The organism is Micromonospora sp. R311, from assembly GCF_056780015.1.
In genome coordinates this window covers 73,282-92,092 of the sequence record NZ_JBSWCE010000005.1, presented here as the reverse complement: position 1 = coordinate 92,092, position 18,811 = coordinate 73,282, and the positions used below count along the sequence as shown (strand labels likewise).

Genomic DNA, 18,811 nt, shown 5'->3' with positions numbered 1-18,811 from the left:
GCCTCGGAGCCACCCCGCCGATGCCACCACCACGGGCCGAGCGCCGCCGGACGGCGGCGCGACCCACGGGAACGGTCAGGCCTGAGGCGCAGGGGTGACAGGACTTGAACCTGCAGCCTGCGGTTTTGGAGACCGCTGCTCTGCCAATTGAGCTACACCCCTGTGCGGCAACGCTCACCCCACCCTGCCGCGCACGGCCGGGCAGGGGTCGATTGCCCCACGGCGGACCAGTGTACGGGTAGCGGCACGACTTTCCCAACCGGTCTGCCCATCGCGCGTCGCGAGCCCGCTCAGCGGGCCGTCCGGACGGTCGCCCGGGCCTGCGACAGCACCTTCTCGCCGAGACAGGTCGCGGTCACGTCGAGCCTGGTCAGACCGTCCTCGGTGACCTCACGGACCACGGCGGTCACCTCGATCTCGGTGCCCTGGTCGTCGTCCGGGACCACCACCGGCCGGGTGAACCGCACGCCGTAGTCGACCACCGCGTCGGGCGCGCCGGCCCACTCGGTGACCGCCCGGCCGACCAGCGCCATGGTGAACATGCCGTGGGCGATCACCCCGGGCAGGCCGACCTTGGTGGCGATCCGGTCGCTCCAGTGGATCGGGTTGAAGTCACCGGAGGCCCCGGCGTAGCGGACCAGGTCCGCGCGGGTCACCCGGAACGTCTTCGGTGGCAGCTCCATGTCAGGCCTCCCCGCGTACGACGAGCTTGGACCAGACCGCGACCACCGGCTCCCCGGCGGCGGTGGTGACGTCGGTGCGGGTGGTCAGGAAGCCATGCCCGCCCCGGGAGGTGATCTCCTCGATGGTGCTGACGCAGACCAGCTCGTCCCCGGCCACGACCGGCCGGGTGTACGCGAACCGCTGGTCGCCGTGCACGACGCGGCTGTAGTCCACCCCCAGCGCCGGGTCCTCGACGATCTGCCGGTTGGCGGCCATGGTCACCACGAAGGGGAAGGTGGGCGGAGCCACCACGTCCGGGTGGCCGAGCGCGCGGGCGGCCTCCGGGTCGTGGTGGGCCGGGTCGGTGGCGCCGATCGCGGTCGCGAACTCGCGGATCTTTTCGCGGCCCACCTGGTACGGGGCGGTCGGCGGATAGCTCCGGCCGACGAAGGACGGGTCCAGGGACATGCCGCGAACCTACACGCAGAACACGAGCGCCGATCTGTGCGGTCGGCGGCGGCTCGAGGCCGCGCCGGTGCCGTGCAGATCGGCGCTCGGGTGTGCTCGGGGACCGGGCCGGCGGGGCCGGCCGCAGGTCAGCGGGTCTCGCGGTGGACCGTGTGCCGGCCGTCGCGCGGGCAGAACTTCTTCAGCTCGATGCGGTCCGGGTCGTTACGACGGTTCTTGCGCGTGATGTAGTTGCGCTCCTTGCACTCCACACACGCCAAAGTGATCTTCGGCCGGACATCGGTCGCCTTCGCCACGGCGGAGTGCCTTCCTCGCTACGGGTAACAACTACGGCGTGTCAGCCTACGCGCTGACTACGCGGACATGCAAAGTGGGCGCCAGTGGCGCCCGTCCTACTGACCACCAGGAACACGCCCGGAGGACGAGAGTAGCGGTGGCCGGACTTGAACCGGCGACACAGCGATTATGAGCCGCTTGCTCTGCCATCTGAGCTACACCGCCGCGGTGGGTCCAGCTGAACCCTCGAGCCCCCTTACGGAATCGAACCGTAGACCTTCTCCTTACCATGGAGACGCTCTGCCGACTGAGCTAAGGGGGCCTGCGCGATCTCCCCGCGGGGCGACGCGCAGGGGTAAGACTACACGGCCCCGCGCCGGAGGTGAAATCGGATCCCCCGCCCACCGTGCACCGGGGCGTACGCCCAGGTCAGGGCACCACTCGCAGGCGCGGCAGCTCGCTGGCGGAGATCGTCTCCGGGTCCACCTGGGCGCCGAACCAGGCCTCCAGCCGCTCGTACGGCAGGGGCCGGCTGAACAGGAAACCCTGCCCGATCTCGCAGCCGATGTCCTGCAGCAGCTCCAGGGTCAGCTCGCTCTCCACGCCCTCGGCCACCACGGCCAGGCCGAACTGCTGGGAGAGGGTGACCACCGCGTTCACGATCGCCAGGTCGCCCGGATCCGTCGCCATGCCCTGCACGAACGAGCGGTCGACCTTGACCTCGTGCACCGGCAGCCGGCGCAGGTGGGCCAGGGACGAGTCGCCGGTGCCGAAGTCGTCCACCGAGAGCCGTACGCCCAGGTCGCGCAGCCGGCGCAGGGTGGGGATGGGCCGGTCGGTGCCGTCCAGCACCCCGGCCTCCTTGATCTCCAGGGTGAGCCGCTGCGCCGGTACGCCGTACTCGTCGAGCAGTTCCTCGACCCGGGCCGGGAAGTGCTGGTCGGTGAGCGTACGGGCGGAGAGGTTGACCGCGACGGCGAGCGGCTGGCCGCCGTGCGTCCAGTCCCGGCTGCGCCGCAGCCCCTCGCGGAGCACGAACTCGGTGAACCGGCCCAGCTGGCCGGTGTGCTCGGCCACCGCCACGAAGTCCTCCGGGGCGACCGTGCCGTGCGCCGGGTGCTCCCAGCGGGCCAGGCACTCCACCCCGACCAGCCGGCGGTCGCGCAGGGTCACCTTGGGCTGGAAGTAGACCTCCAGCTCGCCGTCGTCGAGCGCCCGCCGCAGGTCGCCGGCGAGACCCAGCCGGCGCAGCGACCGGGACTCCAGCGCCGGGTTGAACAGCTGCACGCTGCCCGGCACCGACTTGGCCGCCGTCGCCGCGAGGTCGACCCGTTGCAGCAGGGACGCCGCGTCGCTGCCGTGATCCGGGTGTACGGCGACGCCGACCGCGGTGTCCACGTCCAGCGTGAGCGCGTCGAAGACCATCTCGTCGCGGATCTGTTCCCGCAACTGGGCGGCCAGGTCCAGGGCCGCCTCGGCGCTCTCCAGCCGCAGCGTGACCAGGAACTCGTCGCCGCCGGCCCGGCCCACCAGCGCCGAGGACGGCACGCAGGCCCGCAACCGGTCGGCGACCTCGGCGAGGACCTTGTCGCCGGCGGCGTGGCCGAGCGACTCGTTGACCTGGCGCAGCCCGTCCACGTCGAAGAGCAGCAGCGCCACCACCTCGCCCGGCGCCCGGATCTTGACCGACTCGTCCAGCGCGCCGACGATCCGCCGCCGGTTGGGCAGCTTGGTCAACGCGTCGTGGTAGGCGTCGTGCCGCAGCCGGTCGACCAGCCGGGAGTTCTCCAGGGCGACCGCGGCGTGCGCCGCGACCGTCTCGAAGACGGGGATGTCGGCGGGGCCGAAGTGGTTGGTGTCGCCGAGCCGGTTGACGACCTCGAGCGTGCCGATCACCGCCTGCCCGGAGCGCAGCGGGATGACGATCATCTCTTTGACCCGGCTGTCCCCGCCGAGCTGGCGCAGGTCGACTCCGTCGCCGAGCCCTCGGCCGGCGGTCACCGCCTGGCCGGTCTTCAGCACCTTCTCCCGGATCGCGACCGGCGCGGGCGCGAAGTCGAGCAGCCCGGGGTCGTCGACCCGGGCGGTCAGCAGGACCTCCGGGTGCCGCCCCTGCGGTGGCAGCCAGAGCGTCGCGTACTCGGCCTGCATCAGCCCGCGTACCCGGCCGAGGAGCGCGTCGATGAGCGTGCCGTCCTGCCCGCTCTGCGTCACGGCCCGGGTGAGTTCGTACATGTCGCTGAGGGTCCGGTGCTGGCGGAAGAAGCGCGAGTACGACCGGTAGACGAAGGCCACCGCGGTCGCGACCGCGCCGAGCAGGAGGATCGCCCACCAGGTGCTGTCGAGCACGATCAGCACGACCAGACCGATGGCGACGTTCACCACCGCGGTCAGCAGCGTGGGGGCGGCCGTCCGCACCATCTCCAGCCCGGCCTGCCAGCCCTGCAGCAGACTGATCACCCCGCTGACGGCGACCAGGGCGGCGAGGGTGAAGGTGCTCACCGCGACGAAGAGCACGCCCCAGGTGGCCGGACCCACCCCCTCGGTCGGCGGCATGGCCAGCAGCACGAGGCCGGCCAGCGAACCGGCCGCGCCCGCCTTGGCGACGTTGAACCAGACTTTGGTCGCCGCGAGCCGCCGGCGCATCTGACCGATCAGGGCCGCGAGCGCCGCGATGAGGACCACCGTCACCGGCTCGAGGTAGTAGAAGGCCAGGACCAGCGGGATCTCGGTGAGGGTGACGGCGAGCGCCTGCCGACGGACGACGAACTGCAGGACCTGGGTGCCGGCGGCGACCATGGCGAACAGGAGGATCACTCCCATGGCCAGGTCGTCGACGGGAGGCGGCTGGACCGCGCTGGCCACCGTGCAGAAGGCGACGGTGATCAGGGCCATCGGAGCCGTGATCAGCCAGGCCGAATCCACCGGCCTTCGCGCTGAAGGTTGACTCCGTGCCATCCCGCTCCTCTGCAGAGTCGCGTCGCAAAGGCTCGGGACCGAAGCCGCCCGAGGCCCTCCACGGGGCGAGCGGTTACCTGACGACTGCGCTGGTGACGGAAGCCGCCCAGTCGTAGTCCATCAGGGCGAAGTTGGAGTCGACCGGAATGAGACCGCCGGCGACCGCGGCGAGTGCTGCGAGGGCCAGCGCCACGCCGAACAGCCGGCCAGGCTTACGACCAGACATCAGTGTGCTCCTGTCGGCAGGGGGAAGACGGTGGAGGTTCCACGATGGTGCCACAGGGAAGCGGCCACTGGAAAGCCGCACCAGCCAGCCCCGCCCGAGCGTCGGTGAGGCTGCGCCGTTCGGGCCACGGCCACCGTCGAGCCGGCCCAGATCACGGGGTTGCGGAACCGCTGACCACCTCGCGCATCGTGCAATAAGACCTTTGCCGCATACCGTCGCAACCGCTTGACCGGTTCGTTTCCGACGGATCGGATCACATCCCGTATACCGCTGCCTTCCGTTCGCGGCGCCCGGCGATCCGGACTAGTGCATCGACCACCATACATCGTCGGCTCCACCATGCCAGCACCCCGCCACGGTCTGTGCTCCGACCAATGTCGAGGGGGCGCCGGGAGGCACGGTGGCCGGGCGGGCACGATCCGGCGCTCCGGCCGGGTTTCCGGGCATGCCACCGGCCCGGTCCGATCGCCCCGCCTGTGCGGTGGCTCACCCTCGGCCGCGCCCGGTCACACCGGTGCGGCGCCGCGTGTCACCGCGATGAGGAAGTCACCACAGTCCGGTCGGGTCGAGCCCGTGCCGGTAACCGCAGGACGAGGAGCATCGCTGATGTCCACCACCTACATCGTCGTCACCGTGCTGGCCGCCGCCATGGTCGGCTTCTCCGCCGCCTCCGTGTTCCTCGGGGCGAAATGGGTCGTCGAGCCGCTGGCCGACTACGGCGTACCCCGCTCGTGGTGGCCCTGGCTCGGCACGGCCAAGGCCGCCGGGGCGGCGGGCCTGGTCGTCGGCCTGGTCGTACCGGTCGTCGGCGTGCTGGCCGGGATCGGCCTGGTGCTGTACTTCACCGGGGCCGTCGGCACCGTGCTCCGGGCGCGCTCGTACGCGCACATCCCGTTCCCGCTGCTGTACGCGGCACCGGTGGTCGGCTCGCTGGCGCTGCTCGCCGCGTGACGCCGGCCCCTCGGTCCGTTCCCCGCGCCCGGGTCAGCGGACGGCGACGGTCGTCTCGTCGCCGTCGCAGCTCCGGGGCGGGTGTGCCACCGGCCCCGGGGGGACGGACCGGGGCCGGGTGGCGGGCCGCCGCGCGTCGACGGCGAGCACCGCGAGCGCGGTGAGGGTCAGCAGCCCGCCGACGAGGGCGAGCAGCCGCGGCCCCGGGCCGGGCAGCAGGACGCCGCCGAGCAGCGATCCGGCCGCGATGCCGGCGTTGAAGGCGGTGCTGACGCCGGCCGACGCGATGTCGGTGCTGCCGGGGGCGAGTTGCAGACTCCGGTTCTGCACCGCGGTGGCGAACGCCGCGTAGGCGAGGCCGACGCCGGCGAGCAGGACCACTGTGGCGGGTTGCCGCGCGCCGAGCGCGTACAGGCCGAGCAGGGCGGCGGCGCCGACACTCAGCGGCACCAGCAGCGACCCGATCGGATGGGCGTCGAGGGTCCGGCCGACCAGGATCGTGCCGACCACGCCGGCCGCGCCGGCGACGAACAGCAGGGGCGCCAGCGCGGCGTCGGTGAAGCCGCTGACATCCAGCAGGAGCGGCGTGACGTAGGTCTGCAGGGTCAGGAAGCCGCCGATGCCGACGGCGGTCGCGATCAGGAGCATCGCGAAGCGGCGGGCGTCGGGTGCGGTGCCCCGGGCGGCACCACCGGCCGCCGGCGCGTACGACGGGAGCAGCACGACGACCGCGGCGGCGATCGCCACCCCGACCCCGGCCATCGCCGCGAACGCCGCCCGCCAACCGGCCTGCTGACCGAGCCAGGTGCCGGCGGGCACGCCGAGCACCGGGGCGAGCGCCGCGCCGGTGGAGAAGAGCGCCACCACCCGCCCGCGCACCGCGAGCGGGAAGAGGCCGGTCACGGCGGGCGAGACGACCGACCAGAACAGGGCCTGGGTGAGCGCGGTGACGACGCGGGCGCCGGCCAGCACGGCGTACGTCGGCGCGAGCGCGGCCACGACGTCGGCCGCCGCGAACAGCACGAGGGTGACGCCGAGCAGCCCGCGGCGGGGGATCCGCTGGGTCAGCCGGGCCAGTGGCACCGACGCCAGCACGACCACGACGGCGTACCCGCTGACCAGCAGGCCCACCTGCGAACGCGAGCGGTCGAGATCCGGCGCGATGTGGGTGAGCAGGCCGATCGGCAGCAGCTCGGTCGTGATGAACGCGAACGCGGCGAGCGACAGCACGACGAGCGCGCCCCAGGCCCTGCGCGACGACACCTCCGGCGCCAACTCCCACCCTCCCCCGTCGCCACGCATCGTCCCACGGAGCACGGGCTGCGGGATCGCGCATTCCGCTGTGGCTCCGCGGCGCGCCGGCGGCGTCAGGGCACGGGCAGCCCCACAGGCCGGCGGCGAGACCGAGGACGGCGCTGACCGCCCGGACACGCAGGCCCGACCTGCGGAGCCCCCCGCCGGCGGCAGCGGCCTGGACCCCGCCGGCGATGTCAGGTGGCTCGGCCAGCCGAACACCCGGCTGCGGTTGCTACCCCCACTCCCGGCGCACCGGAGGCTCGCCCGGCTCCTCGTGCGCGGGGTCCGTGTCCTTCGTCTCGACCAGGTCCTCCGGGGCGACACGGTCGGGCAGCTTGCCGAACCTGCCGTGCCGCCGGGCTTCGAACTCCTCGTCCGTCGACCGGTCAGCGCGCTCGCGTTCCTCGCTCATCCGACCTCCCTCGCCGGGTTCCATTGTCCCGCCGAAGCGACCCGCACGCCGGGCCTACGAATGATCGTTACAGACTGTGACGCCTGCGTCGTTTCCTCCAGGCTGGATGCCGGGCTGTGAGCCCGCCGGTGACCCCACGCAGGGCGAGCGTCGCGGCAATACTCGCCACCCCGAGGACCTGCCGAAGGCGCGCGGCGCGCCTCACGGTGCTGCCAGTCACCAGCCGCCGTCCCCCAGCTCCAGCGAACACCTGACACAATGCGGCGTGCGCACACGCCTACGCATGATCAGAGTGACAACCAGGCCCGTTCAGGTGAGAGAGACAGCCTCCGTCGACCTGCCGAAGAGCGCGGAAGCGGTCTTCTCGTTCATGTGGGACCCGGCATCTTCCCTCGAGCTCTCCGACTCGGTGGACGTAGCCGTGGCTCTCCCGGGCCGGGAGGGAGTCGGCGAAATCCAGGCTTTCGTAGAGCGGACCCCAGCCGGCCGAATGGGCGTGCTTCACGAGGTGGTCGAGCTTGATCCCGGCCGCCGCGCCGTGACCCGTAGCCTCGTCGGCTGGTGTCCCAGCTGGGGCGCGCTCACCATCGAGGCGCTCGGGCCCGACTCATGCCGTCTCAGTCAGGAATTCTGGGCAGACGTTCCGGCCGGCGTACAGGTGGGGATCGACAAGCAGCTGCGCGACGAGTTCCGCCGGCGATTGGAATCCATGATGCTCCGGCTAGGTGAGTGGGCCGCCCGCCGACCCTGATCGTCCCGCCGCCCGAGCATTCCGGTGAGGGGGCAGATGCCCGGCGTACGGGTGATCCGCAACTGACGTGCCGGATTGACGCGTAGTGCGTAGGTCGCGGCGGCAGCATGGGTGACAGCGGCCGAGGCCGGCTCCCGGCATGGCCGGCGCTCGTCCGGGTACCTGCCGACCGTGACCTTCTCGATCGCCGCGCGGTGTCCGCGTAGCGGCCAGCTCGGGGTGGGAGCCCTGACGGCCAGACCCGCGGTCGGCAAGCTCGTCGCACACGTCCACTCCGGCGATGGTGCGGTGGCGACCCAGGCCACCCCCAACCCGTTCCTGGCCTACGACGGCCTGCCGCTGCTCCGCGAGGGCCGCTCGCCGCAGGACGTCCTGACCGAGCTGCTGGCCCGGGACCCGGGTCGGGAGGTGCGGCAGGTCGGCATGGTCGACCGCCAGGGTCGCTCGCACGCCTTCACCGGCTCCCGGACCAGGGACTGGGCGGGGCACCACACCGGGCCGGGTTACGCGGTGCAGGGCAACCGCCTGGTGGGCCCGGAGACCCTCGCGGAGATCGTCCGGGTGTTCGAGGAGAGCCGGGAACTCGACCTGGCGGAGCGGCTCGTGCTGGCCATCGAGGCCGGCGAGGAGACCGGCGGTGACCGGCACGGCGCACGCTCGGCGACCGTGACGGTGATCGGCGATCAGCCGTACCCGCTCTGGGACGTGCGGGTCGACGACGCCGCGCATCCGGCCCGGGAACTGCGCCGGCTGCACGGCGTCTTCCAGCAGGACGTGCTGCCGACCATCCAGCAGTTGCCCACCCGCGACGACCCGATGGGCGAGGCCGCCCGGCAGGCGCTCGGGTAGCGGACGCGACAGCAACAGTGACAGCGAAGGGGCCGAACGGAGACGACCGGGACGAGCAGCCCGTGGACGAGCAGCCGACGTCGAGGACGTGGGCGGACGCAGGCAGACGAGACGTGGTTGTCGTAAGCGAGACGTCGGTCGCGGCTAACCGCCGGCGTACCCTCCCTGACATGGACCTCGATGATCTTCCGCGGGCGGAGTTCGCGTTCCCCGGGCCGCTGCGGGACAAACTGGTGGCCGCGATCCTGTCCGGCGCGAAGACCTCGACCTCCGCCCTGGTGCTCGGATATGAGCGCGCGGACGAGCCGCTGCCTGAGGTCGGCCAACGATCGGCCGTGGTGGACTCCGAGGACCGGCGGGTTGCGGTGATCGAGCTGACCGAGGTGCGGGTGGTCCGGCTGGCCGAGGTTGATCTGCAACACGCCCTCGACGAGGGCGAGGGTGACGAGTCGGTGGCGCAGTGGCGGGCGGGGCACGAGACGTTCTGGCACAGTCCGGAAGTGCGAGCAGAGCTCGGCGACCCCGGCTTCACCGTCGATGACGACACGCTGGTGCTGACCCAGCGCTTCCGGCTGGTGCACCGCGTCTGAGCGGGCGCCCACCGTTGTCCGCGCTCCCGCCGGACAATCCGGGCGTTCGATGCTCTCCCCGATACGCCCCTGGACTGCGAGCGATGGCGGGTAACGGCTGGATTCAGGGGGACTAGAAAAGTCGGCCCCCGACCGCATCTCTGCTGGTCAGGGGCCGTTCTCGCACCTGGTGGCGGGTAGAGGATTCGAACCTCTGTAGCTTTCGCGACGGATTTACAGTCCGCTCCCATTGGCCGCTCGGGCAACCCGCCAGGGCACCCCACCGCGTCACGACGCGGCGGCGAAAGCAAGGATAGCGGCTACCCCCGGCAAAGGTGCAAGCGGGTACCGTCAGGGGGTCGTACCGCTGGTCAGCGGGGGACACAGGACCACAAACCGCCGGACAGCAGGAGCATGAGCATGGCAGCGAACCCGTCGTTCGACATCGTGAGCAAGGTCGACCGGCAGGAGGTCGACAACGCCCTCCGCCAGGCCGAGAAGGAGCTCGCGACGCGGTTCGACTTCCGGGGCACCGGCGCCGAGATCTCCTGGTCGGGTGAGGAGGCGATCAGCCTCCAGGCCGAGACCGAGGAGCGGGTGCGGGCCGCGCTGGAGGTCTTCAAGGAGAAGCTGATCAAGCGGAACATCTCGCTCAAGTCGCTGGACGCCGGCGACCCGCGCTCCTCGGGCAAGGTCTTCAAGATCGACTGCAAGGTCATCCAGGGCATCGACTCGGACAAGGCCAAGGCGATCAGCAAGAAGATCCGCGACGAGGGCCCGAAGGGCGTCCAGGCCCAGATCCAGGGCGACCAGCTGCGGGTGACCGGCAAGAAGAAGGACGACCTTCAGGCGGTCATCGCCCTGCTCAAGGGCGATGACTTCGGTGTCGCCCTGCAGTTCACCAACTACAGGTAGAGCACTACCCACTCCACCGGGCATCGCCCGGATCACGCTGCGCCACCTGGGCAGACGTTGTCGCCAATGGCCATCGTTGGTTGGCCTTGTCCGGCCTCCGACGGCCTGCCTCAACTGAGTGGCCGAGAACTCCAGCTCGGGCTTGCATCTGGTACCTAGGTACCGGCTTACCGTCGGGGTATGAGTGACCACCACATCACGACGGGCGACGCCTGGGTGCCGGATGCCTGCACGCTGCCGACCGCCGAACGGCCGCTGCGGCTCGCCGAGTTTGATCAGTTCTTCACTGACGCCGTGCGGGGCATCGACCGACTGTCGGCACAGCACCTGCGGTTGCGGCTCGACGGCGCTGCGCAAGTCGAGGAGACGGCCCGGGACCTGACGGCCCGTGAGTCGTCCTGCTGCTCGTTCTTCGCTTTTGACCTCTCCCGGACCGGCCCGAACGCGCTGGCGTTGGACGTTCGGGTACCGGTGGCGCACGTCGACGTGCTCGATGCCCTCGCTGAGCGGGCGGTGTCTGTTCGGGATCAGGGATGACCGGGTCGGGCCTGCGCAGCGGCCAGCTGGCCGACGCGGCCGGGGTCAACCAGCAGACGCTGCGCTACTACGAGCGTCGTGGCTTGCTCGCCTCACCGCAGCGGTCGCCGGGTGGGCACCGGCTCTACCCGGCCGAGTCGGTCACCCTGCTGCGGGTCATCAAGACCGCGCAACGCCTCGGCTTCACCCTCAACGAGGTTGCCGACCTGATCGACGCCGGCCGGCACCAGCACGGCGGTCGATCGGACAGCGGCCTCCAGGCACGGGCCAGGGAAAAGCTCATCGAGGTGGAGCAGAAGCTCGCCGACCTGACCGTCATCCGTGACACCCTGCGGGCCGCCATCTCGGCCGGTTGTGACGACCTGGTCGCCTGCGCCGGAAGCTCCTGCTGCCCCCTGCCCTTCGCTGAGCTGGTCGAGAGGACCGATCGTGCCGACACCTGCTGACCGACTCCGCCGCCTACTCCCCTCCGGCATGACGGGACTCGCGGGAGCCGCCTGCGCCGCCTGCTGCGTGCTGCCGGCGCTGCTCGCCGCCGGGATCCTCGGTGGTGCCGGCTGGGCCGCGGTCAACCGCTTCCTGCCCGGCGTCGCCGTCGCCCTGGCCGTGCTCGCCGGCCTGTCCTGGTGGTGGGCCACCAAACGCCGCCACACCACCGGCTGCGCCGGCGGCAACTGCTCCTGCGGCCAGCCCGACCAGCACGACCGCGAGGTGATCACGCTACGGTCCGACGCATGACGGTTGCCCGCTCAATCCTGCTGTTCCTCCTCGCCGCGCTCGCCGAAATCGGCGGCGCCTGGCTGGTATGGCAGGGCTGGCGGGAAAACCGAGGACTGCTGTGGATCGCGGCCGGAGTCATCGCGCTCGGGTTCTACGGCTTCGTCGCTACGTTCCAACCCGACCCGAACTTCGGCCGCATCCTCGCCGCCTACGGCGGGATCTTCGTCGCCGGCTCCCTCGCCTGGGGCATGGTCGTCGACAAGTTCCGCCCCGACCGCTACGACCTCATCGGCGCAGCCATCTGCCTCGTCGGCGTCGCCGTCATCATGTACGCCCCACGCGCCGGCTAGCTACTCCTGCTGCTGTTCCGGGCGGGGGCGTTCCTTGTGCCCAGCTTCGAGGAGTTGGATAACCTCGGCGATGCGTCGGGGCCGTTGATCGGGTTGGCGTTTGGTGGCGTTGATCCATCGTAGGTAAGCGCGCCGGTAGAACTGGGCCAGGGAGTCGAAGAACTCGCCGGCCTGCCGATGCGCCTCTAGTGCGGCGGCGACGTCTTCGGCCAGGTCGTCACGTTGGGGACCCTCCGGTTCGATGGTCACGGCGACGATGTCCCCGGCGGCCAGACCGCAGCACCGTAGCCAGGCCGGGCCGAGGGTGAACCCGAGACCGTCGCCAACTGGCTCGAGGACGCCACGCACACCCATGCCGTTCACAGTGCCGCGAATGTGGTGACGGGGCTTCGCTCCCCAGACAGTGTCCGCCTTGAACGGAACCGGAATCAGGACTCGGCCGCGTGTGGCGGCGGCCACCGTGGCGGTGAACTGTTGACGCCTTCCGGAGCCGTGCATGGCTGCACCTCGTGTCGGGGTCGGAAGCGGGCGGGCTGGCGGTGTTGCTGACGGTCTCAGGCAAGTAGCGGTTGAAAGATGTCGCGGCCGAGCGTGATGGCCTGGTCCTGGTCGAGAACCGTAGCCGCCAGGCTCGGATGGGCCGCAATCCACGCCTGAGCGTTGGAAGCGCTGGCGAAGAAGTTGATGGTGGAGCAGCACGTGTCCACGGAACGGCCGGCGTCCCCGGTGGCCGCGTACACGATCACCGCTTCTGCCGGCTGGTAGGTGGCCACACCGTTGGTGATGCTCACACGGACGGGTTGGCCGGTGTGCGGATCGGCGGAGGTGATCGACGCGTCGGTGGCGAGCATGAACGGCATCCCCAACGCGTCGATGGCACACATCGCGAACACCTCGACCTGGTCGAGTGACACCACGTGCGGCGTTGGCGTTGGCGAGAACGGGTAGGCCGCCACCAACCGCCCAGAGCTGTCGAGGGCGACAAGGTCTTCCCGAGCGAGTTCCCGCAGCGCTTGCGCTGTGTCCAGGTCCCCCCCGTTGACGGCAGCGCGGATGTCGGCGTCAGTCGGGGCGGTCCCGGTGGAGGCGAAATGACGCAGGATCGCGCGGTGCACCTGGCGGAGCCTGTCGGGTAGCTGCTCGGCGCGGTGCGGCCGGTCGGCCCGGATGGCGTTGCCCGGCTGCGCGCAACAATCCACCAGGCTCGGCTCCGTGTCGGCGGTAGCGGACCCGGCGCCCATCGCCTGGCGCAGGGCAGCGCGGATACGGTCGCCAGTGGGGAGATCCAGGCGGCATGCCGCCGAATCGTCGCCGGTGTCGCCTATCACGTCTGCGCCGTTGACCAGGATCGACGGCGACGGGTAGTCGCCCACGACCTCGGTAACCACCGCCAGCGGCAACCCGAGGTCGACCAGCGCGCCGCGCAGCTCCTGCCGAGCCGGGGCGAGGTTCGGACAGTCGGGCACGGAACGAAGCTCAACAGACACCCGGCCCTCTACTGCCTTGTTTGCTTCTGTGGTCATGTCAGCTCCTTCCAGAAACGCGGCTCCTGGTGGCATGACGCACACCGCCTGGCCGTCACGGCTTTACCAGGACCAGACTGGACCTTCCAGTACGGGGGAAGGTCAAGGCGCGACGGGAGGTCACGGGATGCGGATCGGGGAACTGGCCGAGGCAACCGGCACCACCACCAAGACGCTGCGCTTCTATGAAGCCAGCGGCCTTCTCCCACCCGCTGCACGCACCTCCGCCGGCTATCGGGACTACGGCGAGGACGCCATTGGCCGGCTCGACTTCATCCGCCGCGGCCGTGCCGCCGGCCTCACCCTCGCTCAGATCCGCGACATTCTCACCGTCCGCGACACCGGCCACGCCCCCTGCGGACACGTACGCCAACTGCTCGCCCAACAGCTCGACGCCATCGACACCCAGCTCGCCGACCTGCACGCCCTCCGAGTCACCGTGGCCGAGCTCCACCGCGCCGCCAACAACGCCGAACCCGACACCTGCCCGACCGAGCAAGTCTGCCGCTACCTATAGCCGCTCACAGTCGACAACTTCAGACGTTGAGCGGAACTTAGAGCCGCTGTCCCGCCACCAGCATGAACGGCCGGCTACACCTGCTCACACGGCGTCTCGGGCTGCCATCGTTGGTGGCTGGTTGACGACGGTTGACAGTGTCTTGTGCCCCCCGTGTGCCCCACACTGCCCGGCACGAGCGGGGCCGCCGTTCCGACTTGACACAGGTTCGGACGCTGGCGGGCCGGGCGGGGTGGTCTGCTCGGCTTGCCCGGGTCGAGGGCAGGCGGGATGGCCTACCGCAACCACCCACGGACCGTGACCCGCCGACGGAGCCCCGGCCATCCCGGAGCCCTCGCCCGCTCCGGGCGCCTCGACGACGCCCGGATCACCTTCGAGAAGATGCTCACCTTCAGCAGCCACCTCGGCCTCTACGCGAGGAGATCGCCGCCACCGGCGAACAGGTCGGAAACTTCCCCCAAGCGTTCAGCCACCTGGCCCTCATCAACACGGCCGTGGCCCTCGACCAGCTCCTCGACCAGCGACGCCGCTGATTCAAACCTGACGGCCCGGCGGCGGCCGGACCGGTCCCTCGTCGGCCGGCCCAGAGCCGCTCCGAGCGATCACCTGCGCGCGGACGGGCGAAGCGATGGCCAACGCGATTGCCGGCGTGGCGGCCGGCCCGGCCCGGTACCGGTACCTCCCGGCCCGGCGTCTAGCCGGCGAAGATCAGCAGCAGGATGACCGTCAGGATCGCGCTGATCAACAGCGAGCCGAGGCAGCCGATCCGGTTCGAGAAGAAGACGAACATGGTCCTGGCGTACCCGCCCCGACCCGGGTCCAGACCTCAGGCCGGGACGCGCTCCTCGGCGCGTACCGCCGTGGTCTCCGCGCGGGCGATGGGGCCGGCGGGCAGCGCGGCGACCCCGGCCCCGACGGCGACCGCCGCCCCGGCGAAGAGGAAGGCCCAGGGCACCCCGCCGGCGTGGTCGACGATCAGCCCGGCCACCGCGCCGCCGGCGGCGCTCGCGCCGACCGACATGGTGACCACCCAGGTGTACGCCTCGTTCAGCATGCTGGCCGGCGAGATCCGGCCGACCAGGGTGTTCTCCAGGGTGAGCGCGGGCGCGATGGTGGCGCCGCCGATCACCAGCGCGGTGCCCAGCGCCGCCGGGGTGGGCATCAGCGCGAAGACGGCGAAGCTGGCCGCCACCGCGCCGAGCAGCCAGGCGAACTGCCGGGTCATGTTCGGCGCCGGCCGGCGGACGCCGAACCAGAACCCGCCCGCGGCGCTGCCGATCCCCCAGACGGCCAGCAGCACCCCGGCGAGGCTGTCCGGGTCGTCGGCGGTGTAGTTGGTGGCGAACGCCGGCACGATGACGCCGGCCGCGCCGAAGGCGATACCCAGGCTCGCCACGCAGAGCAGCAGCGCGGGGAACCCGGCGACCCGCAGCGGCCCGAGCCCTCGGGCGCGGTGCTCGTGCGGGTGCGGGCGCCAGCCGCGCATGACCCGGCCGAGCGCCACCGCGGTGGTACCGACCAGGGTCACCACGGCCGAGCCGACCAGCGCCGCCATCGCGTCGGCGACCAGCACGAACCCGGCCACCAGCAGCGGCCCGAGCACGAAGACGATCTCGAACAGGGTGGTCTCCGCGGCGAGCGCGGTGTTGCGCAGGTGGTACCGGCCGGAGGCCGGGCCGGTGAGGTCGTTCCAGGCGCCCCGGATCGCGGCGGTCAGCGGCGGGTAGGTGGCCCCGGCCACCCCGGCGGCCAGGAAGACCAACGCCAGGCTGCCGCCCTCGGCGCGGGCCGCCCAGAGCAGGCCGAGCAGCGCGAGCGGGTGGGCGACCGCGGTGCCGAGCAGCACCGGGGTGGGGCCGACCCGGTCGGCGATCCGCCCGGCGACCGGGCTCAGCGCGGCGCCGGAGAGGGCGTAGATGCCGCCGGCCACCGCGGCGAGCGAGTAGCGGCCGGTCACCTGCTCGACCACGAGCAGCAGCGCCAGCGGGGTCATGCCGATCCCGAGCCGGCCGACGATGCCGGTGACCAGCAGCATCTGCGCCCCGGGGATCCGCCAGACGCCCAGGTACTGGCGCAGTGCGGCCACGGTCGACCTCCTCGGCAGGGAATGTAACGGGTGGGAGACGTTTCGACCCTAACGCTCGGCCACCCGCCGGAGAAACGGTTTGTGCCCGCGCACACGACTCCGCCCGCGCCCGGAGGACCGGGCACGGGCGGAGGTGGTGGGACGCTCACCCGGCGGCCGGAGGCCGGCGCCGGGCGCCCTCAGCTCAGCGCTGGAACTGCACCGGGCCGGCGCCGGCGGCCATCCGCTCCAGCCGGGCGACCCGCTCCTCCATCCGCGGGTGGGTGGAGAAGAGAGCGGCCACGCCGCCGCCCCGGAACGGGTTGTCGATCATCAGGTGGGCGGTGCTGGTGAGCTGCCCCTGGGCCGGCAGCGGCCGGCGCTGGGTGCCCATGTGGATCTTCCGCAGGGCGCTGGCCAGGGCCAGCGGGTCGCGGGTCAGCTGGGCGCCGGACGCGTCCGCCTGGAACTCCCGGCTCCGGCTGATCGCCAGCTGGATGATGGTCGCGGCGATCGGGCCCAGGATGATGGTGAGCAGCAGCACGGCCGGGTTCGGGGCGTCCTCGTCGTCCCCGCCGCCCAGCGGGATGAACCAGGCGATGTTCGCCAGGGTGGTGATGATGCCGGCCAGGCCGGCGGCCACGCTGGAGATGAGGATGTCCCGGTTGTAGACGTGTGACAGCTCGTGCCCGATCACCCCGCGCAGCTCGCGGTAGTCGAGGATCTCGGTGATCCCCTGCGTCACGCAGACGGCCGCGTGCTGCGGGTTGCGCCCGGTCGCGAACGCGTTCGGCTGCGACGTCGGGCTCACGTAGAGCCGCGGCATCGGCTGCCGGGCCTCGGTGGCCAGCTCGCGGACCATCCGGTACAGCTCGGGGAACTCCGCCTCGCTGACCGGTTGCGCCCGCATCGAGCGCAGTGCGAGCTTGTCGGAGTAGAAGTAGGTGATGCCGTTCATCAGCAGTGACAGGACGACGGCGATGACCAGTCCACCACTGCCGCCGAACCAGTAACCCACCGCCAGGATCAGCGAGGTGAGCAGGCCGAGCAGCGCGGCGGTCTTCAGACGGTTGTGATGCACGATCGCTCCTTCGGTGCACGGATCACCAGGGATCCGCTGACCGGTTCAACAACCCGGTACCCGCCAACCATCCGTCGTATGGCTGTGAGTTACCTGGGAGCGCGACCATGCGCGCCCGGCTCAGCGGGCGGCGAGGTCGAGCACGAGCTGCGGAGCGACGCCGATGACCAGGGCGACGAGGGTGGCCGCCGCCAGCACCACGGCGACCGCGCCGGCCGGCACGGCGGCGACCGCCGGACCGGCATCCGGCGAGGCGGTGGCGGCCGGGCCGGTACCCGGCGAGGTGGCGACCGCCGGGCCTGCGCCCGGGGGGTTGGCGGCGGCCGGGGCGTAGAGGGCGGCGGTGAGCCGCAGGTAGTAGGCGAGGCCGACGACCGCGTTCACGGCCACCACCACGGCCAGCCAGCCGGCGCCGCCGTCCAGCAGCGCCCGGACCACGGTCACCTTGGCGAACAGCCCGGCCAGGCCCGGCGGCAGGCCGGCCAGCCCGATCAGCGCCAGCCCGAGCGCCGCCGCCCGCCAGGGGTGCCGGCGGGCCGCGCCGCGCAGGTCGTCGAGCGTCCCGCCGTCCGCACCGGCCGGCCGCAGCGCCACCACGCCCGCGAAGGCCGCCAGCTCCAGCACCACGAAGAAGACGGCGTACGCGACGGCGGCGGCGTACGCGGCCGTGCGGGCGTCACCGGTGCGGCCGGCGGCCAGCGCCAGCGCGCCGAGCGGGGCGAGGATGTAGCCGGCCTGGGCCACCGACGACCAGGCGAGCAGCCGGACGGTCCGCCGCTGGCGCAGCGCCACCAGGTTGCCGACCGTCATGGTCAGCACCGCGAGCAGGGCGAGCACCGGACCGGTCACCTCGGCCGGCAGCGCGTGCTGCACCACGGCGAGCAGGGCCACCACGCCGCCCAGCTTCGAGGCGGTGGAGAGGTAGGCCGCCACCGGCAGCGGCGCGCCGTCGTAGGTGGCCGGCGCCCAGGCGTGGAACGGCACCGCGGCCACCTTGAACGCCAGCCCGAGCACCACCAGGGCCACGGCGACGCCGGTCAGCGGCAGGTCGAACAGCTCCGGCCGGTCGGCGAAGAGCGTGCCGAGCCGGCCCAGGTGCAGCGCGCCGGTGGCCGCGTAGAGCAGCGCGGCGCCGAGCAGCGTCAGGGTGGTGGCGACCACGCTGACCACGAAGAAGGTGACCGCCGCCTCGGCGCTGGCCAGGCTGCCCCGGCGCAGCCCGACCAGGACGTAGAGCGGCAGGGTGAGCGTCTCCAGCGCCACGATCAGGGTGATCAGGTCGCCGGCCGCGCCGAGCACCACACCGCCGGTCATCGAGCAGGCGAGCAGGAAGGCGTACTCCCCGACCGGCGACTGCCCGGCCCGCAGCGCCGGGCCGGAGAGCGCCAGCACGCCGAGGGTGAGCAGGGCGACGACCGCGCCGACCAGGGCCGCGCGCCCGCCGAAGACGTACGAGCAGTCGGCACCGACGCAGAAGGTGCGTCGTTCGGCTCCGGCGCCCACCAGCGCCGAGCCGAGCGCGGTGGCCACCGCGCCGAGGGCGGCCGCCGCGACGGTGGCCCGCGGCCGGGCCAGCACCAGGTCGGTGACCAGCACCAGCACGGCGGTGCCGGCGGCCAGGTACGCCGGCAGCAGCGCCACGTTGTCGACGCTCTGCACCACGCTCATGCCGTCACCCCGCCTC

22 protein-coding genes, 4 tRNA genes and 1 pseudogene are annotated in these 18,811 nt (G+C 72.0%); 11 read left to right on the top strand and 16 right to left on the bottom strand.

Going from position 1 to position 18,811, the window contains the following annotated elements; translation table 11 throughout:
- Window positions 1-89: 89 nt before the first annotated feature.
- The 8 genes from AC1WTP_RS05575 to AC1WTP_RS05540 all read right to left on the bottom strand — a co-directional run bounded on the left by AC1WTP_RS05575 (window position 90) and on the right by AC1WTP_RS05540 (window position 4,591).
- A tRNA-Trp gene (locus AC1WTP_RS05575) sits at window positions 90-162 on the bottom strand.
- A 128-nt stretch (window positions 163-290) separates the two neighbouring features.
- Window positions 291-683, bottom strand: coding sequence for a MaoC family dehydratase (locus tag AC1WTP_RS05570; RefSeq protein WP_481648175.1), 393 nt, complete (start codon window positions 681-683; stop codon window positions 291-293).
- Window position 684: 1 nt separating this feature from the next.
- Complete coding sequence (locus tag AC1WTP_RS05565; RefSeq protein ID WP_481648174.1) at window positions 685-1,131, bottom strand: FAS1-like dehydratase domain-containing protein; 447 nt, start codon at window positions 1,129-1,131, stop codon at window positions 685-687.
- A gap of 128 nt (window positions 1,132-1,259) precedes the next feature.
- Window positions 1,260-1,427 carry a 50S ribosomal protein L33 gene (gene rpmG / locus AC1WTP_RS05560; protein WP_007073056.1) on the bottom strand — a complete coding sequence of 56 codons (168 nt, stop codon included), beginning with the start codon at window positions 1,425-1,427 and terminating at the stop codon, window positions 1,260-1,262.
- Between the two features lie 132 nt (window positions 1,428-1,559).
- A tRNA-Met gene (locus AC1WTP_RS05555) sits at window positions 1,560-1,632 on the bottom strand.
- A gap of 24 nt (window positions 1,633-1,656) precedes the next feature.
- Window positions 1,657-1,729: transfer RNA gene (locus tag AC1WTP_RS05550), tRNA-Thr, on the bottom strand.
- Window positions 1,730-1,836: 107 nt separating this feature from the next.
- On the bottom strand, window positions 1,837-4,365 hold the full coding sequence (locus tag AC1WTP_RS05545; RefSeq protein ID WP_481648173.1) for an EAL domain-containing protein: 2,529 nt from the start codon (window positions 4,363-4,365) through the stop codon (window positions 1,837-1,839).
- 73 nt (window positions 4,366-4,438) lie between these two features.
- Complete coding sequence (locus AC1WTP_RS05540; RefSeq protein ID WP_481648172.1) at window positions 4,439-4,591, bottom strand: hypothetical protein; 153 nt, start codon at window positions 4,589-4,591, stop codon at window positions 4,439-4,441.
- Between the two features lie 606 nt (window positions 4,592-5,197).
- On the opposite strand from AC1WTP_RS05540, the gene AC1WTP_RS05535 reads away from it, so the two are divergent.
- Complete coding sequence (locus AC1WTP_RS05535) at window positions 5,198-5,542, top strand: DoxX family protein (RefSeq protein ID WP_481648171.1); 345 nt, start codon at window positions 5,198-5,200, stop codon at window positions 5,540-5,542.
- 33 nt (window positions 5,543-5,575) lie between these two features.
- Here the strand turns inward: AC1WTP_RS05535 and AC1WTP_RS05530 are convergent, their stop codons facing one another.
- Entirely contained in the window at window positions 5,576-6,805 is a 1,230-nt protein-coding gene (locus tag AC1WTP_RS05530) for an MFS transporter (RefSeq protein WP_481648170.1), read from the bottom strand.
- A 265-nt stretch (window positions 6,806-7,070) separates the two neighbouring features.
- A complete protein-coding gene (locus AC1WTP_RS05525) occupies window positions 7,071-7,250 on the bottom strand; it encodes a hypothetical protein (RefSeq protein ID WP_481648169.1) in 180 nt (59 codons plus the stop codon).
- 283 nt (window positions 7,251-7,533) lie between these two features.
- On the opposite strand from AC1WTP_RS05525, the gene AC1WTP_RS05520 reads away from it, so the two are divergent.
- The 3 genes from AC1WTP_RS05520 to AC1WTP_RS05510 all read left to right on the top strand — a co-directional run bounded on the left by AC1WTP_RS05520 (window position 7,534) and on the right by AC1WTP_RS05510 (window position 9,440).
- Entirely contained in the window at window positions 7,534-8,001 is a 468-nt protein-coding gene (locus tag AC1WTP_RS05520) for an SRPBCC family protein (RefSeq protein WP_481648168.1), read from the top strand.
- 111 nt (window positions 8,002-8,112) lie between these two features.
- Window positions 8,113-8,850, top strand: coding sequence for a DUF1028 domain-containing protein (locus AC1WTP_RS05515; RefSeq protein ID WP_481648167.1), 738 nt, complete (start codon window positions 8,113-8,115; stop codon window positions 8,848-8,850).
- Window positions 8,851-9,020: 170 nt separating this feature from the next.
- Complete coding sequence (locus AC1WTP_RS05510; RefSeq protein WP_481648166.1) at window positions 9,021-9,440, top strand: ASCH domain-containing protein; 420 nt, start codon at window positions 9,021-9,023, stop codon at window positions 9,438-9,440.
- 167 nt (window positions 9,441-9,607) lie between these two features.
- On the opposite strand, the gene AC1WTP_RS05505 is transcribed toward AC1WTP_RS05510, so the two are convergent.
- Window positions 9,608-9,691, bottom strand: a tRNA-Tyr gene (locus AC1WTP_RS05505).
- Window positions 9,692-9,839: 148 nt separating this feature from the next.
- Between AC1WTP_RS05505 and AC1WTP_RS05500 the strand changes: the two genes are divergently transcribed.
- The 5 genes from AC1WTP_RS05500 to AC1WTP_RS05480 all read left to right on the top strand — a co-directional run bounded on the left by AC1WTP_RS05500 (window position 9,840) and on the right by AC1WTP_RS05480 (window position 11,941).
- Window positions 9,840-10,334 (top strand): YajQ family cyclic di-GMP-binding protein, encoded by a 495-nt coding sequence (locus AC1WTP_RS05500; RefSeq protein WP_481648165.1) that lies wholly within the window; start codon window positions 9,840-9,842, stop codon window positions 10,332-10,334.
- A 180-nt stretch (window positions 10,335-10,514) separates the two neighbouring features.
- Entirely contained in the window at window positions 10,515-10,871 is a 357-nt protein-coding gene (locus AC1WTP_RS05495; protein WP_481648164.1) for a hypothetical protein, read from the top strand.
- On the top strand, window positions 10,868-11,317 hold the full coding sequence (locus AC1WTP_RS05490; protein WP_481648163.1) for a MerR family transcriptional regulator: 450 nt from the start codon (window positions 10,868-10,870) through the stop codon (window positions 11,315-11,317). Before AC1WTP_RS05495 ends, AC1WTP_RS05490 begins: the two co-directional genes overlap by 4 nt.
- Before the next feature lie 28 nt (window positions 11,318-11,345).
- Window positions 11,346-11,609 carry a hypothetical protein gene (locus tag AC1WTP_RS05485; protein WP_481648162.1) on the top strand — a complete coding sequence of 88 codons (264 nt, stop codon included), beginning with the start codon at window positions 11,346-11,348 and terminating at the stop codon, window positions 11,607-11,609.
- Window positions 11,606-11,941: a YnfA family protein gene (locus AC1WTP_RS05480; RefSeq protein ID WP_481648161.1), complete on the top strand. Its 336-nt coding sequence runs from the start codon at window positions 11,606-11,608 to the stop codon at window positions 11,939-11,941. The genes AC1WTP_RS05485 and AC1WTP_RS05480 overlap by 4 nt, the downstream gene beginning before the upstream one ends.
- Here AC1WTP_RS05480 and AC1WTP_RS05475 read toward each other — a convergent pair whose 3' ends face one another.
- Both AC1WTP_RS05475 and AC1WTP_RS05470 read right to left on the bottom strand, forming a co-directional pair.
- Window positions 11,942-12,439, bottom strand: coding sequence for a YdeI/OmpD-associated family protein (locus tag AC1WTP_RS05475; RefSeq protein WP_481648160.1), 498 nt, complete (start codon window positions 12,437-12,439; stop codon window positions 11,942-11,944).
- Window positions 12,440-12,495: 56 nt separating this feature from the next.
- A complete protein-coding gene (locus AC1WTP_RS05470) occupies window positions 12,496-13,464 on the bottom strand; it encodes an alkylmercury lyase family protein (protein ID WP_481648159.1) in 969 nt (322 codons plus the stop codon).
- A 127-nt stretch (window positions 13,465-13,591) separates the two neighbouring features.
- Here AC1WTP_RS05470 and AC1WTP_RS05465 point away from each other — a divergent pair, with 127 nt between their 5' ends.
- On the top strand, window positions 13,592-13,981 hold the full coding sequence (locus tag AC1WTP_RS05465; RefSeq protein ID WP_481648158.1) for a heavy metal-responsive transcriptional regulator: 390 nt from the start codon (window positions 13,592-13,594) through the stop codon (window positions 13,979-13,981).
- Between the two features lie 330 nt (window positions 13,982-14,311).
- Window positions 14,312-14,514 (top strand): annotated as a pseudogene (locus AC1WTP_RS05460) (glycoside hydrolase family 15 protein); the annotation flags it as partial.
- Window positions 14,515-14,807: 293 nt separating this feature from the next.
- On the opposite strand, the gene AC1WTP_RS05455 reads toward AC1WTP_RS05460, so the two are convergent.
- The 3 genes from AC1WTP_RS05455 to AC1WTP_RS05445 all read right to left on the bottom strand — a co-directional run bounded on the left by AC1WTP_RS05455 (window position 14,808) and on the right by AC1WTP_RS05445 (window position 18,795).
- The gene (locus tag AC1WTP_RS05455; RefSeq protein WP_481648157.1) at window positions 14,808-16,067 is read right to left on the bottom strand and encodes an MFS transporter; all 1,260 of its coding nucleotides are present in this window, start codon (window positions 16,065-16,067) and stop codon (window positions 14,808-14,810) included.
- Between the two features lie 184 nt (window positions 16,068-16,251).
- Window positions 16,252-17,127 carry a zinc metalloprotease HtpX gene (htpX, locus tag AC1WTP_RS05450; RefSeq protein ID WP_481648156.1) on the bottom strand — a complete coding sequence of 292 codons (876 nt, stop codon included), beginning with the start codon at window positions 17,125-17,127 and terminating at the stop codon, window positions 16,252-16,254.
- 120 nt (window positions 17,128-17,247) lie between these two features.
- Window positions 17,248-18,795: an NADH-quinone oxidoreductase subunit N gene (locus tag AC1WTP_RS05445; protein WP_481648155.1), complete on the bottom strand. Its 1,548-nt coding sequence runs from the start codon at window positions 18,793-18,795 to the stop codon at window positions 17,248-17,250.
- Between the last annotated feature and the right edge of the window lie 16 nt (window positions 18,796-18,811).